Origin of the sequence: Actinoplanes lobatus (genome assembly GCF_014205215.1) — a bacterium.
GTDB lineage: Bacteria > Actinomycetota > Actinomycetes > Mycobacteriales > Micromonosporaceae > Actinoplanes > Actinoplanes lobatus.
Map to the genome: position 1 here is coordinate 6,620,027 of NZ_JACHNC010000001.1, position 14,103 is coordinate 6,634,129.

At 70.1% G+C, this 14,103-nt stretch carries 15 protein-coding genes; 10 read left to right on the forward strand and 5 right to left on the reverse strand.

Translation table 11 applies throughout. From position 1 onward, the window contains the following. Nucleotides 1–14: 14 nt before the first annotated feature. Nucleotides 15–617, reverse strand: a complete 603-nt coding sequence (locus BJ964_RS30410; protein WP_188123879.1) for a TetR/AcrR family transcriptional regulator — start codon at nt 615–617, stop codon at nt 15–17. 112 nt (nt 618–729) lie between these two features. Between BJ964_RS30410 and BJ964_RS30415 the strand changes: the two genes are divergently transcribed. Both BJ964_RS30415 and BJ964_RS30420 read left to right on the forward strand, forming a co-directional pair. Next, nucleotides 730–1,266, forward strand: a complete 537-nt coding sequence (locus BJ964_RS30415; protein ID WP_188123880.1) for a cysteine hydrolase family protein — start codon at nt 730–732, stop codon at nt 1,264–1,266. Nucleotides 1,267–1,453: 187 nt separating this feature from the next. Beyond that, the gene (locus BJ964_RS30420) at nt 1,454–2,176 is read left to right on the forward strand and encodes a hypothetical protein (RefSeq protein ID WP_188127581.1); all 723 of its coding nucleotides are present in this window, start codon (nt 1,454–1,456) and stop codon (nt 2,174–2,176) included. A gap of 38 nt (nt 2,177–2,214) precedes the next feature. Here BJ964_RS30420 and BJ964_RS30425 read toward each other — a convergent pair whose 3' ends face one another. Beyond that, nucleotides 2,215–3,342 (reverse strand): flagellar basal body-associated FliL family protein, encoded by a 1,128-nt coding sequence (locus BJ964_RS30425; RefSeq protein WP_188123881.1) that lies wholly within the window; start codon nt 3,340–3,342, stop codon nt 2,215–2,217. A 140-nt stretch (nt 3,343–3,482) separates the two neighbouring features. Between BJ964_RS30425 and BJ964_RS30430 the strand changes: the two genes are divergently transcribed. From BJ964_RS30430 to BJ964_RS30440, 3 genes are read left to right on the forward strand one after another with little or no spacing between them, the layout of a single operon-like run. Continuing rightward, complete coding sequence (locus BJ964_RS30430) at nt 3,483–3,839, forward strand: hypothetical protein (RefSeq protein WP_188123882.1); 357 nt, start codon at nt 3,483–3,485, stop codon at nt 3,837–3,839. Further along, entirely contained in the window at nt 3,836–5,479 is a 1,644-nt protein-coding gene (locus tag BJ964_RS30435) for an alpha/beta hydrolase (protein ID WP_229807212.1), read from the forward strand. The genes BJ964_RS30430 and BJ964_RS30435 overlap by 4 nt, the downstream gene beginning before the upstream one ends. Continuing rightward, nucleotides 5,476–5,937 carry a hypothetical protein gene (locus BJ964_RS30440; RefSeq protein ID WP_188123883.1) on the forward strand — a complete coding sequence of 154 codons (462 nt, stop codon included), beginning with the start codon at nt 5,476–5,478 and terminating at the stop codon, nt 5,935–5,937. Before BJ964_RS30435 ends, BJ964_RS30440 begins: the two co-directional genes overlap by 4 nt. A 37-nt stretch (nt 5,938–5,974) precedes the next feature. Here the strand turns inward: BJ964_RS30440 and BJ964_RS30445 are convergent, their stop codons facing one another. The 3 genes from BJ964_RS30445 to BJ964_RS48275 all read right to left on the reverse strand — a co-directional run bounded on the left by BJ964_RS30445 (nt 5,975) and on the right by BJ964_RS48275 (nt 7,528). After that, on the reverse strand, nt 5,975–6,952 hold the full coding sequence (locus BJ964_RS30445; protein ID WP_188123884.1) for a helix-turn-helix transcriptional regulator: 978 nt from the start codon (nt 6,950–6,952) through the stop codon (nt 5,975–5,977). A gap of 137 nt (nt 6,953–7,089) precedes the next feature. Continuing rightward, nucleotides 7,090–7,386 (reverse strand): hypothetical protein, encoded by a 297-nt coding sequence (locus BJ964_RS30450; RefSeq protein WP_188123885.1) that lies wholly within the window; start codon nt 7,384–7,386, stop codon nt 7,090–7,092. 7 nt (nt 7,387–7,393) lie between these two features. Next, a complete protein-coding gene (locus BJ964_RS48275; RefSeq protein WP_262479376.1) occupies nt 7,394–7,528 on the reverse strand; it encodes a hypothetical protein in 135 nt (44 codons plus the stop codon). Between the two features lie 392 nt (nt 7,529–7,920). On the opposite strand from BJ964_RS48275, the gene BJ964_RS30455 reads away from it, so the two are divergent. The 5 genes from BJ964_RS30455 to BJ964_RS30475 are packed head-to-tail and all read left to right on the forward strand — an operon-like array spanning nt 7,921 to nt 14,093. Continuing rightward, nucleotides 7,921–9,204 (forward strand): adenylosuccinate synthase, encoded by a 1,284-nt coding sequence (locus tag BJ964_RS30455; protein WP_203832783.1) that lies wholly within the window; start codon nt 7,921–7,923, stop codon nt 9,202–9,204. Nucleotides 9,205–9,240: 36 nt separating this feature from the next. Next, nucleotides 9,241–10,746: an FAD/NAD(P)-binding protein gene (locus tag BJ964_RS30460; RefSeq protein WP_188123886.1), complete on the forward strand. Its 1,506-nt coding sequence runs from the start codon at nt 9,241–9,243 to the stop codon at nt 10,744–10,746. A gap of 20 nt (nt 10,747–10,766) precedes the next feature. After that, the gene (locus tag BJ964_RS30465) at nt 10,767–11,678 is read left to right on the forward strand and encodes a formyltransferase family protein (RefSeq protein ID WP_188123887.1); all 912 of its coding nucleotides are present in this window, start codon (nt 10,767–10,769) and stop codon (nt 11,676–11,678) included. A 43-nt stretch (nt 11,679–11,721) separates the two neighbouring features. Further along, nucleotides 11,722–12,777 (forward strand): thioesterase domain-containing protein, encoded by a 1,056-nt coding sequence (locus BJ964_RS30470; RefSeq protein WP_188123888.1) that lies wholly within the window; start codon nt 11,722–11,724, stop codon nt 12,775–12,777. 35 nt (nt 12,778–12,812) lie between these two features. Then, the gene (locus tag BJ964_RS30475) at nt 12,813–14,093 is read left to right on the forward strand and encodes an MFS transporter (RefSeq protein ID WP_188123889.1); all 1,281 of its coding nucleotides are present in this window, start codon (nt 12,813–12,815) and stop codon (nt 14,091–14,093) included. Nucleotides 14,094–14,103 lie beyond the last annotated feature (10 nt).

The following is a 14,103-nucleotide window of genomic DNA, read 5'->3' on the forward strand; positions in this document are numbered from 1 at the left end:
GCGCGTGCGGAGAGTCAGGCCATCAGGCCGTCGACGATGCCCTGGATCGGGCCGGCGAGTTCCTCCGCGGAGACGCTGGCCAGCGGCTCGAGACCGACCGCCGAGCGGAGCACCGCGACGCCGACGCCCAGCGCGACGAGCAATTCCGCCCGTAGCAGGCCGTCCGCGCTCCGGTCGGCCGGCGAGGACCCGGTGCCGAGCGCGTCCAGGATGCGCTGCGCGGCGCCCTCCAGGGCCTCGCGGCGCAGCGCGGTCACCTGTTCGTCGCCGGACGCGCGCAGCAGCATCAGGACCGGGTGCTTGTCGAACTCGGGCCAGGAGTCGGTGGCCAGTTGCCGGCTGAGGGCCTCGGCGAGGGATGCACGGCCGGCGGGGACGTCGTTCATGAGTCGCGGTGACGCGGCCAGGGCGGCCTTGAACAGGCCCTCCTTGGAGCCGAAGTATCGCTTGATCAGTGCCAGGTTGACCCCGACGTCGGCGGCGACGTCCCGCAGTGTCGTGCTCTCGTAGCCCACCTGCGCGAACCGGGCCTGCGCGGCTTCCAGGAGGGCCTGTTTCGTCGCGCCCGCGTCCCGTCGCCGCCGCCCGGCCGGCGCGGACGTTGAATCGGAAGACATTCGGGCATGATAAGTCATCAGCTGTTGACTAGGTCGGAGGTGGGCGCCTACAGTCGCCAAGTCATCAGCTGATGACTTGAAAGAGGGGGCTGTGATGCGTGCGCTGTTGGTCATGGATGTTCAAGAGGCCGTGGTCGCCCGCTACCCCGACCCCGGCTACCTGCCCCGCCTGGCCGGGGCGATCAAGAAAGCCCGTACGGCCGGCATCCCGGTCATCCACATCGCGGTCGGCTTCCGCCCGGGCGGGCCGGAGATCAGCACCCGCAACCGGATGTTCGGCCGGCTCGCCGGCTCACCGCACGCCGGCGGGCCCAACCCGATCCACCCCGAGATCGCCCCCGCCGACGGAGACGTCATCGTCACGAAGCGCCGGGTCAGCGCCTTCACCGGCAGCGACCTCGACCTGGTCCTCCGCGCGCAGAACATCGACCACCTGGTCCTCACCGGGATCGCCACCAGCGGGGTCGTGCTGTCGACCCTGCGCGAGGCCGCCGACCGCGACTTCGAGCTCACGGTCCTGGCCGACGCCTGCCTCGACAACGACCCCGAGGTCCACCGGGTCCTCGTCGAGAAGGTCTTCCCCATGCAGGCCGCCGTCACCACCGTCAGCGAATGGCAGCCCGAGACCGTCGCGGCGGTAGCCGCTTGAGCTGCGGTGTTACGGAAATCAGCCGGTCCCGTGCGATCCGGTTCCGCTGGGCCGGTCGGGGGTCACCGGACTCTCGCCAAGATGCCCCGTCCTTTGAATATGTATGAGAAAGAGCCACCGGCCCCTGATCCGGGGTGTCGGGCGAGCCTGTCCGAGGTAACGTGTCGCCGCGCCGCAGAATCGGCCTGTGACGACAACTTCTCTCGCACGGCAAGCGGTCGACCCGTCACCCTCACTGCACTACTACGTGATCCACGATCATGTCGGTGAGCTGGACGGGTTGCTGGCCGAGGAGTTTCTGCTCGCGGTGGACCACTCCTCGGCGGGGTTGGTGAGCGCCTTCTGGAGCCGGCGAGACGGTGGCTGGCGCGACGGCGCGGACACCAGTCGGCGCCTGCGCCTCGATGCCGCACTGCGGGCCCACGTGGTTGCCGTCGGCCGCGCCGCAGCAGCGGAGGTCTATCGGAACGCGTGTGGCGCCGATCTACCGGGTGAGGCCGCGTTGCGGGCGTGCTTCGGTGACCTTCCCGCTGCTCAGCCGCCGCCGCTGCGGCTCAGCGGGCCGGCGGCCACCCCCGGGTTCCGGGAGACGCGTGTCTATCGGATCCTGTTCGTCAACGAGTTGACCCGGGATGGCCTTGATGCGCTCAGCCGTGTGTGGCGGATGCCGGTCACCGGTGATCTTGCCGATCCCGGGGCCCGCGTCGTGGGAGTGGTGCACCGCCACGTGTCCGGCGATACCTTCCGCTGGGATCTGCGCAGGGTCGCCGCAGGTGCTGCCTGGGGTCTGGACGTGACCTGCGACCTGGGGGGAGAGCGGGACGAAGCGGTCGGTGTGTTGCTGCACGGCCTGACGGCGCAGATGCGGCAGCAGGGGCTGATCCCCGTCACCGTCGACCGGTTCCGCTGAGCTCAAGTGGGTTTCGTGTTCGGCCTGACCTCGGTGAGTCACTGCGTCACGAACGTGGTGTAGTACACGTCCAGGACGGTGCCGGGGTAGGCCTCCCGCAGCCGGGCCAGAAACTCGGACTTGAGCTGAGCCCGGCCGTCCTTTGACTCGACAGCGGCGATCGGGCGGCCCGTATAGGTGTCGAGGGCGGCGGTTCTGGCGGCGTCGAGATCGGGCTGGGTGGTGACGTCGTCGCTGAACTGCACCGCGAATCCCAGCTTCAGGTAGTGATCATCGGCGAGATCGATCGTCCGCGGCGGGTCCACCGGTGTCACGACGCCCTTGGCCGTCGAGGCGGCCATGACCACGTTCGGGCTGGTCGTGGTGTCCTGTTCTCTCATCGTGACCACGGCTGCGGCCAACACGCCGGCAACCAGCACCGCGGCACCGGCAGCGCCGGCCACCTTGCCCGGGCCGCCTCGACCCGTTACCGCGATGAGCAGGGCGATGGCGCCGACCAGCCCCGCGGCGGCCACCAGCCACAGTCCGAGGCCGGGTTTGACCTGCACCGCGTTACTGATGGCGGCGCCGATGCCGAGCGGGTCGTCGTGATCCGCCATCGTGGACCTCATGTCGTCGGCCTTCGACCGCAGGTCGACGAACTCCACGATCGCGAGGCCGATGAGCAGGGCGGCGACGAGGCCGGCCAGCGCGGTCACCGTGCCGGGCAGATGTCTTGGGCTCAGCCGCACAGCGGCGTAGGCGGCGAGTAGCGCGCCGAGTACGATCGAGACCCAGCCGTCCGATCCGTCGACGCCGGATTTGCTGATGGTGCCGATGATGGGCGCGCTTATCACGGCCCAGGGCAGGAATGAGCCGAGGATCGCCAGGATCCCGGCGGCCAGCACCGCCCACATGGCGACCGGCCGCTCGGCGGCGCCGGGTCCGGCCACCCCGGCGACGGGGTTGCCGCACTGCGGGCAGAAGCCGGCCGCGGCCGGAAGAGCAGCGCCGCAGGCCGAGCAGAAGTTGGCCGGTGCGGTCGCCATCTTGTGCACGATCTCGTACACGGCCTCGGGGCTGATCTGATGCTGAGCCGCGATTTCGGGAACGGGCTGACCCGCACTGTAAGCGGCGATGACGGAGTCGTCGTTGCTCAGTGGGTTGCCGGATTCGCCGGTCGACATCTCCCGAACGTAACCTCGCCAGGCCGGCACTCGCACCGGATCGGCAATCTTGCGCCGGCCGGCAGGCCGAGCCCGTACGCCGGGCTTGTTTCTTGATCGTAGGCTCTGCTGACGTTGTCATCGTGCGGGGGAGGTCGGGTTTGCAGCCGGATGTGCACATCGACGTGGAAGGGCTACGCCGGACCGGGGTCCGGGTCAGGACGCCGCTGATCGCGGTCGACCACGCCATCGAGCAGGCTGTTCCGCACCTGACGGTCGCCGGCCGGGCCGCGGAGTGGGGCACGGCGCCGGTGCTGTCGGGGGCCGCGGCGGGCTGGCGGGCCCATCTGAACGGGCTGGCCCAGCGGGTGCGGAAGCTCGGCGACGACCTTGTCGCGAGTGCGGACGAGTTCGAGGCCGCCGACCGGGCCGCGGCGGGATCCTTCCACGTTCCCGTGCCGTCACCCGCGCCGACGCGTAGCTTCAACGTTCCTGTCCCACAGGGGGACGGCCGGTGACGGTCACGCTCGCGCTGTTGAAGGAGACCGACCCCGCCGCTTTCGCGGAGGCCGCGGACGCGTGGGGACGGCTGGCCGAGGCGATGGACGACCGGCTGGACGAGTTCGTCGCCGACTCCCGTGACCTGGCGACGGTGTGGCCGACCGGGACGGAGGCCGAGCAGCGGGCGGCGGCGTTGCGGGTGGAGATCGCGGACACCCACGAGCCGTGCCGCAAGATCAGCCAGGCGTTGCGTGCCCATGGTGACGCGGTGTGGCAGTTGCAGGGGATGCTCGGCGCGATCGTCGCGGAATGTGCGGGCAACGGCCTCACCGTCGACCTGACGACCGCGACGGTCTCGCCCGCGCCGGGAAGCGTCACCGACACCGCGCAGGCGGCCCGGATGCCGGGGCTCGTGCAGGGCTACAACGAGCAGTTGCGGGACCTGGCCGCGCGGGCCGCCCAGCTCGACGAGCAGACCGGCGCCGCGGTACGGGCCTGCATGCCGGCGCCGGGTGGGCCCGGCGCCGGGCCGGAGTTCGCCACGTGCACCCCGCTCGACGAGATCAACGGCAAGACCCCCACCGAGGTGTACGACTGGTGGCAGTCGCTGAGCCGGGCGCAGCAGGACCAGCTGATCCGGGATTTCCCGGAGCGGATCGGCTGGCTCGACGGGGTGCCGGCCGCGGACCGCGACGAGGCCAACCGGACCGCCCTGGAGAACCGGAAACAGCAGGTTCTGCGGCAGCTCCAGCTACCCACCCTGGAACGGGACGCGCTGGAGAAGGAGCTGCGCAACATTCACAAGGTCGAAGAGGCGCTGAACAAACTCGGCGACAAGGGCTTCCTGCTCGGTGTCGACGCCGGGGCGTACGACGGGCACGGCAAGCTGGTCATCGCGGTGGGTGACCCGGACACCGCCCGGCACGCCGGGGTGTGGGTGCCCGGTCTGGATTCCACCCTGTACGGCGACATGGACACCAACCTGGATCGGATGATCCAGATGAACCGGGAGGCGGACAGGCTGACCGGTGGGCGGGGCGGCGACGTGTCGACGGTCTACTGGCTGGGCTACGACGCGCCGGATCTGGACAACCCGTCGGTGCTGCTGGAGGACCGGTCGGTGGCCGGCCGTGACCCGTACCTGAACTTCATGAACGGCCTCCGCGCCACCCACGAGGGCGATCCGGCGCACCTGGTGGCGATGGGTCATTCGTACGGGTCGACGGTCGTCGGTGAGGCGGCCAGGACCGGCAGCCTGCCCGTGGACGACATCGTGGTCGCCGGCAGCCCCGGCATGCACGTCGACAACGCGAGCCAGTTGCACGGCGACTCCCGGCACGTGTGGGCGGGCGCGAGCAGCACCGATCCGGTCGCCGACGCGAAGTTCCTGGGCCCCTGGGACAAGATCATGGTCGGGGCGGCGAGCCCCGTCGCGGGTGTGGCGCTCTGGGGTGCCGAGACCGCGGCCGACAGCACCCACGGTGATGCGCCGACGTCGCCCGGGTTCGGCGCCAACAACTGGGTGGCCGACACCGGCGGGCACACCAGCTATTGGAATCAGGGCAGTGACAGCTTGAAGAACCAGGCTCGTATCCTCGCGGGCATGTACAGCCAGACGACGCTCAACAGCGGTGAGCGCCCGGAGGACATTCGTTGAGATCCGTCAGAATCGGCGTTCTGGCCGTTGCCCTGCTGTTGTCCGTCACCGCCTGCTCGGGAGAATTCGTGGAGTCGAAGTCCGAGGCCGATACGACCGCGCTGGTGCAGCAGCACGCTGATGCGATCGCCAAGACCATCGGCATGCCGCTGCGCAATGCCGAGACCGGGCCGGCGCCGTGCACCGGGAAACTCGGGGAGAGCAGCAGCGACGTCTACAGCATCCTCGGGACCTACAACGTCGACGTGCCGGCCGGTGAGAACCGTCAGGTGACCGCCGACCGGGTTCGTGCGGAGTGGGCGGCCCAGGGCTACACCGTCACCGACGACCGCAAGATCGGCACTGACCAGGCCGTTCTGACCGCCGACACGGGAGACGGCTTCAACCTGGATGTGGAGAGCACGTCCGGCAGTGGGCTCGCCGTGTTCGTGCACTCGCCCTGCTTCACCCGGCCCTGACCTCACCACGGGCGCCCTTCCGGCCCGTGGCGGGGTGCTAGAGCCAGCCGTGCTGGACGGCGCGGAGTCCGGCTTCGAAGCGGCTGCGGGCCTGGAGGCGTTCCATCAGGCCCGCCATGGTTCGGCGTACGGTGCGGTGGGAGACGCCGAGCTGGTTGGCGGCGGACTCGTCGGTGTGTCCCTCCGACAGCAGTTCCAGCAGGGCGCGTTCCTGCGGGTTCAGGCCCTGCCGGTCCGGTTCGTGGGTGGCGCCGAACGGGGTGGCGATGTCCCATACCTGCTGGAAGAGCGCCAGCAGCGGGGTGATGACGCCGGGGTTGGTCAGGTGCAGCACCCCGGTACGGGTGTTGGCCGGGTCGACGGGCAGAACCGCGATGCGCCGGTCGGCGAGGATCATCCGGGACGGCAGTACGGCGGAGGTCCGGAACTCGGCGCCGTTGTCGGTGAGGAACTGGGCGTGTGCCAGGGTGGCCCGGTCGTTGCGGATGCTGTCGAGGCCGATGGCGCGTATGCGTACGCCGCGTTCGAGCAGTTCGGTGTCGTTGCGGCGGGCGTGCTCCAGCGCGTTCGGCGACTGTGCGCCGCCGGTCATGAAGGTGAGCACCTCGAACTGGGTTTCCCGCGCCATCCGGGCCAGGAGGTCCTGGACCGCGTCCATGCCGAGGATCTGCGTGGTGGCGGTGGGGGAGTGGCCCGGGTGGTCGAGGCGGCTGATCATCTGGGCGATGGCCGCCTGGCTGTCGGCGACCTGTTGCTGGCGTTCGGCGAGTTCGGCCTGCTGCTGGGCGAGTGCGGAGGTGAGGCCGATCTCCGGGCTGACCGCGCGCAGCCTGCCGGGGTGCGCGATCGAGTCCCGTACCAATGTCATCTCGAAAAGCGCGTCCAGGGCGGTGCGCAGCTCCGCCTCGGGGACGGCCAGGTGGGTCACCAGTTCCGCGACGCCCCAGTGCGGTTCGGCAAGCATCTGCCAGTAGACCTTCTCCGCCACGGCGTCGAGCCCGAAGGCTGCCAACATCTTGAAATCTCCCCGTAATTCACGCAACCGCGCGCTGATCTTGGCGGCCGCGATGGTTGCATGAATGCGAGGCGGGTGACAAGCGATGGTGATCTAGGCCGTGCTGGGTTGCGGTTTCCGGTTCGGCCCGGTTCTGGTCAGGGATTTTGCGGTACGCGGGTGCTCCGGCCGTAGCGGAGCACGAGACGCCGTCGTGGCGGTGGGGGCGACCCGGGCGGCCGCAGAGCACGCTCGACGAGTGCTTGAGCGCGGTTGTCGGACGGGCATCGAGTGAAGATCCCGATGTGAATGCGGCCCACGCCCACGCGAACGGCGATGTGCTCCACGAGATCCTTCGCCGTGGCGTTCGCCCAGAGCGCGCCGGCGATCCGGTGTTCGAGGGCGCCGGGCGGGCAGGCGTGGTCCGCGACGACGGTGGCGCGGAACAGACGCATGCGGCGGTCAGTCCCAGATGAGGCTGGCCGGGCTGACGCTGTGGGCGGCCGTGTCCCGGCTCACGTCGGCGGTCTCGATGACCGGCGTGAGGACGGCGGCCAGGGCGAGGGCGCTCAGGATGATGCGTGTGAGGCGTGACATAAAACTGCTCCGTTTCGGTGGCGCGGTGGTTCGTCTCCATTCTTAGCGCATGCGGCAGGTAGCGGAAGTGGTCGGTTCTGGCCAGGACGGCGGGGTGGCCGGAAGTGGCCATTCGAAGCGATTCGACAGTGATGAAATCGCGCTGAGAATTACCCGAAAATTGATGTTCTCCCAGCTTGCAGTGCCTGCCGTGCACTCTGTAGCGCCCGATTGGATGGCTTTTAGTCCGGTTTGGTGATCCACCGAATGGCTTGCGGCCGCCTAGGTGATCGTGCAAACTGCCAACCGGCCAATGGCGGCCTGAATGCGCGGCTCCAACGAGCATCGCACCACCTGCGTACACCGGCGTAAATGTCCCGGAATTGTATGCGAATCAGATATCCGAGGTTCTCTTGGCAACGGAACTGCACGCCGTCGTCGGCATCAACTGGGGCGACGAGGGCAAAGGCAGGATGATCGACTATCTGGCTCAGAAGGCCGATATGGTCATCCGCTATCAGGGCGGCAACAACGCCGGCCACACCGTCATCAACGAGCGCGGGACATTCAAGCTCCGGCTCGTTCCGTCCGGCATCTTCTCCGGCCGCACCGTCAACATCCTCGGGCCGGGCGCGGTCATCGACGTCGAACGGCTCGCCGAGGAGATCGGCGAACTGGAGGCCCTCGGGGTCGACACGTCACGCCTGTTCGTCTCCGACCGGGCGACCGTCTGCTTCCCCTTCCACCGTGACCAGGACGGATGGGAGGAGGACCGCCTCGCGGACGCCTCCTTCGGCAGCACCCGCCGGGGTATCGCACCGGTGTACGGCGACCGGTTCCTGAAGAAGGCGATCCAGGTCGGCGAACTGTTCGACGCCGACCATCTGCGCAACCGGCTGAAGCCGATCGTCGAATGGAAGAACCTCACCCATCGCGGGCTGTATCCGGACGCGCCGGAGATCTGTCTGGAGCAGACTCTGCAATGGGCGCTGGAGTACGGCCGGCGACTGCGCGACCGGGTCCGCGACGTCACCGACCTCACCTCGGCGGCCGTCGCGGCGGGCGACCGGCACATCATCTTCGAGGCCCAGCTGGGTGCGCTGCGCGACATCCTCCACGGCATCTTCCCGTTCACCACCTCCTCCAGCACCCTGGCCGGATACGCGCCGGTCGGCGGTGGCCTGCCGGGCCACAGCCTGTCGCGGGTGACCGGCGTGCTCAAGGCGTTCTCCACCTGCGTCGGCGAGGGGCCGTTCGTCACCGAGGAGTACGGGGCCTGGGCCGACGAACTGCGGGCCGCGTCCGGCGAGTACGGCGTCAACACCGGCCGGCCACGCCGCATCGGACACTTCGACGCCGTCGCCTCCCGCTACGGCGCGCAGGTGCAGGGCGCCACCCAGCTCGCCGTCACCAAACTCGACAGTCTCAGCGGGCTGCCCGAGCTGAGGATCTGTGTCGGCTACGACGTCGACGGCGTGGTCACCGACCGGTTCCCCATGACGCACCTGCTGGAACGCGCGACCCCGGTGTACGAGTCGATGCCCGGTTGGGACGCCGACATCACCGGCGTACGGCACTTCGCCGACCTGCCCGATACGGCAGCCGCGTACGTGCGGCGCATCGAGGAGCTGGTCGGCACGCCGATCCGGTACGTCTCCGTCGGCCCGGAACGTCACCAGCTCATCGACCTTGGATAGCGGAAAGCCCGTCGGAAGGCGATGAGAATGTCACCGATGTCCACAGGGCCCCGCTTCGGGGTCGTCGGGATGGGCGCCACCGGCGTCGGAGTCTTCGTCGAACTGGTTCAGTCCCTGATCGCCGGCGGCGACCCGTCCGGCGCGAGCATCCACCTGTTCGAGCCCCGCGACGAGCTGGGCGCCGGCGTGGCCTACAGCACGCCGGAGGACTGCCACCTGCTCAACATGCGCGCCGTGACGATGAGTCTGCGCCCGGACGACCCGATGCACTTCCTGCGGTGGATGCGCGAGCGCCCCGACCGGCCCGAGTCCGAGGAGTACGTACCCCGCCGGTTGTTCGCCGCCTACCTGCGCGAACACCTCGACGCCGCGGTCCGTGCGGCCCGGGCCGCACGGATCCGGGTGCACGTGCATCACGCGGTGGTCAGCGACTGCCGGGAGGAGAACGGCCTGGTCCACGTCATCGCGGGCGTCGACCACTTCGCCCTCGACTACGCGGTCCTGTGCCTGGGCGACCTGCCGTCCACCGACTACCTGGAGTTCTGCAAGCTGCCCACCTATGTGCACTCGGTGTGGCAGGGCTCCGGGCTGCGGCAGATCCCGCCGGACGCCCGGGTCGGTGTGATCGGTACCAGCCTGACCGCGGTCGACGTGCTGCTCTCGCTCGGCGAGCAGGGGCACCGGGGCCCGGTCACCGCGGTGGCCCGCCGCCGGTCGCTGCCCAAGGTGCAGGGGCCGCGGATGAGCCCCCGGCTGCGGCACATCACCCGCGACAACCTGGCGGCCCTCACCGGCGGCTGGTCGCGGCGGCTGGACCTGGACGACGTGGTACGGCTGTTCCGGGCCGAACTGGAGGACGCGCTCGGCCCCGTCGACTGGGCGGCCGTGTTCACCGAGGCACACAAACCGTTCCTCGACGCGCTGCGGCACGACGTCGCCCTCGCCGAGGACGGCCAGACAGCCTGGTACTACATCCTGGACGCCACCTCGGAGATCATCCCGGAGCTGTGGGACTGGATGACCGAGCAGGCCCGCGCCGAGTTCCTCGAGAACCATCTCTCGATCTGGGCGATGTTCCGGCACTGCGTGCCGCTGCGTAACGGCCGGCGGCTGCTCGCGATGGCCGAGGCGGGCCGCTTCGACGCGCTCAGCGGGCTGACCTCGGTGACCCACGACCCCGACCGGGACGAGTTCGAACTCGCCGGCGTGCACGGCGAGCCGTACCGGCGGCGCGTCGACTACCTGCTGAACGCGACCGGCACCGGCTTCGCCCTCGAACGCAGCGACTCGTCGCTGCTGCAGAACATGCTGATGCGCGGCGAGATCAGGCCGCATCGCCTCGGCGGCGTCGACGTCGAATTCGACACGATGCGGGTCATCCGGCCGGACGGATCCGCCTCCGAACGCACCTTCTACGTCGGACCGCTCACCCGCGGCGTGCACTTCTACACCAATTCCCTGGAAACCAACCTCACGAACTCCCGGCGCGCGACCGCGGCCATGACCGCGCACCTCGTCCACCGCCGGCCGGACAACCGCTGACCAGAAACCACGGGGGAACCATGCGGATCGCATTCTTCGTAGGAAACGACGTCACCTCCCATCTCATCGTCAGTGGACTGGTCGACGACCTGCTCGCCCAGAACCACACCCCGTACCTCTTCTTCACCGGCCAGCGGGCGAACCCGAACGCCGAACCGGAACTGCGTGACCTGTTCCGGTACGAGCGCTCGCTGCTCAACGACTACGTGTACCCGTACCTCGACAGCCGCCCCGGCCTCCAGGTGGGCCGGCTGCTGTCCCCGGCCGGCATCGCCAAACTGCACCAGGGCCGAGTAGTGGTGCGGGTGGTGCCGGACGTCAACGACAGCGCCTTCGTGTCGTACCTCGCCGACTCCGGCGTGCGGGCCGGCTTCTCCATCCGCTGCTACCAGAAGTTCCGGCGGCCGCTGATCGACCACTTCCGGCCCCGCCCCGGCGAGGCCCCGCTCTTCGCGAACCTGCATCCGGGCCTGCTGCCGGCCTACCGGGGCGTGCTCACCTTCGCCCGGTCGATGCTGCAGGGCGAGAGCCACGCCGGTTTCACCCTGCACCGGGTCAACGAGGAGTGGGACGCCGGAGCGGTGATCAACATGGCGTTCCGGCGGCTCGACTACGACCGGTCCGTGCTGGAGAACATGTACGACCAGCGGGACCTCGCCCAGGACCTGCTGCGCACCGCCATCACCGGGATCACCGCCGGCGGGCAGTGGACCGACCAGCCGCAGGACGGCTCCCAGGCCCGCTACTACTCCCACCTCACCCGGGCCGACCTCGACGAGCTGCACACCCGCGGCATCGACCTGGTCCGTCCCCGCCGGCTCGCCGACCTGCTGGCCGCGCAGTTCACCCACCCGGAGACCCGCGAACGCTACGAGCTGGCCGGCATCCTCGCCGCCCTCACCAGCCACCGCGCGGATCTGGCACTCGCCTGATCCGGCCCGCAGCACCTCACCCCGCCCACCGGAAGGAACCACCATGCCCACCACCGTCGCCGTCATCTGCGACATCTGGTCCGACCTGCTCGACGTCGACGTGGAGCCCGACGACGACTTCTTCGACCTCGGCGGCTACTCGCTGCTGATCGTCAACGTGGTCGCCGAGGCCCGCCGCCACGGGATCGAACTGACCCCCGAGCAGGTCTACACCCACAAGACGCCGGCCGCGATCGCCGCGAGCCTGGGATCCGGCACCCCGGCGGCCGGCACCGATCCCGGCTTCGACGAGGTGTGGGCCACCGGCCTGAGCCCGCTCACGGCCCCCGGCGCGCCGACGCTGGTCCCGCTGGCGCCCGACGGCACCGGCACCCCGGTCTTCACCTTCCACTGGGGCACCGGCAACGTCGGCTTCCAGCGTCGGCTGGTCGACCGGTTCCGCGGCGGCCGTCCGGTCTACGGCATCCAGTCGGTCGGCATGGCCGACCGGGAGCGGCCGCCGCTGTCGCTGGTCGAGATGGCCGCCCGCTACCTGCGCGACATCCGTACCGTCCAGCCGCACGGCCCGTACCTCTTCATCGGTCCCTGCGCCGGCGGCCGGATCGCCTTCGAGATCGCCCGCCAGCTGGAGGCGGCCGGCGAGCAGGTCGCCGCGCTGATCATCGCCAACACCATGCCGCCGGGGTCGACCGAGATGGACCCGGGCTGGGGCCTGCGGGAACTCTACGACTTCCGGCTGGCGGCGCTGCGCGGCCGTTTCGAGCTCACCGACCTGAGCGCCCAGCAGGAGCGGCTGCTGGCCGGCATGGTGGACGTCGCCTGGCTGGACGACGACCAGCAGCCCGGGGACCTCTACTGGAAGCAGGCGGTGTGGGCGGCCGGCATCTTCGCCCAGGAGCACTACGAGCCCCGGCCGTACGCCGGCGACGTGACCGTCTTCCAGCTTCCCGAACAGGCCGGCAACGACGCGGCCCGCTGGGACCGGGTCGCCCCGAACACCGAGGTGCACACGGTGGACGCGCCGAACACCCTCACCCTGCTCCAGCACGACGTCTTCGCCGACCTCGTCGCCAAGCAGCTCGCCGCCCACCCGTTCTGATCTGCCGAACCACCGTTGATGAGGAGCACGAATCCGTGAACCAGAGCCGAGCCCTCGCAGCCGTCCAGGGATGGGCACGCGAGCTCGTACCCGATCCCGGCCCCGCCCGGCGGCTGGCGGTACTGACCACCGTCCAGGCGCTCGGATTCGGGCTCTTCCTCAGCTCGGGCGCCATCTACCTCAGCCGTGAGGTCGGCCTCAGCGCCGGCCGCATCGGCCTCGGACTGTCCGCCGCCGGACTGGCCGGGCTGCTGTGCACCGTCCCCCTCGGGCGGCTCGCCGACCGGATCGGCGCGCGGCCGCTGCTGCTGGTGACCTACGCGGCGCTGGCGGTGCTGTTCGCCTCGTACAGCGTCGTCGGGAACTTCACCACGTTCGTCGTCGTCGCCTCGCTGATCTCGATCTTCGAAACGTCGTCGCACCCGCTGCGGATGACCCTCACCCACGCCCTGTTCGATCCCGGGGCGCGGGTCCGGGTCGCGGCGCAGATGCGCAGCCTGTTCAACGTGGGCTTCATGGCCGGCGCCGGCATCGCCGGCGTGGCCCTCGCGGTCGGCACCCGGCCGGCGTTCGTCGCCGTGCTGCTGCTCACCGGCGCCGCACACGCCGCCTGCGCCGTGATCACCTGGCGCACCGCCGCCACCACGCCACCACAGCCGGCCACCGGTCAGCAGACCAGGACCCGCTCCGGGCTGCGGGACCTGCACTTCGTCGCGCTGGCCCTGCTCAGCGGCATCATCGAGCTGTACCAGCCGATCCTCACCGTCGCGCTGCCGCTGTGGATCCTGCATCACACGCACGCCCCCGGCTGGCTCACGTCGGTGCTGCTGGTCCTCGACACCATCCTGGTCATCGCGTTCCAGGTCGCCATGAGCCGCGGCGCGGAGACCGCCACCGGAGCGGCCCGCCTGCTGCGCCGGGCCGGAGCGCTGCTCGCCCTGTGCTGCGCCATTTTCGCCTTCACCGGCGATCTGCCCATGGTGCCGGCCGTGCTGGCGCTGGTGGCCGGCACCGCGGTGCTGGTGCTCGGCGAACTGGGCCAGGCGGCCGGCGGCTGGGGGCTGTCCCTGCACCTGCCGCCGCCCGGACGGCAGGGCGAGTACCAGGGCGTCTTCGCGCTCGGCCGCGGATTGCAGCAGACCGCCGGACCGTTCCTGGTCACTGTCCTGGCGATCGACCACGGCCGTACCGGCTGGCTCGCGCTGGCCGCCGTGCTGCTCGTCGCGGGCCTGCTCTGCCCGCCGATCACCGCCGCCGCGCAGCGCAGGACCCGGGTCGTTCCGGCCACGCCGGCGACTGCCGACACCCTCGCCTAGGAGAAAGCCC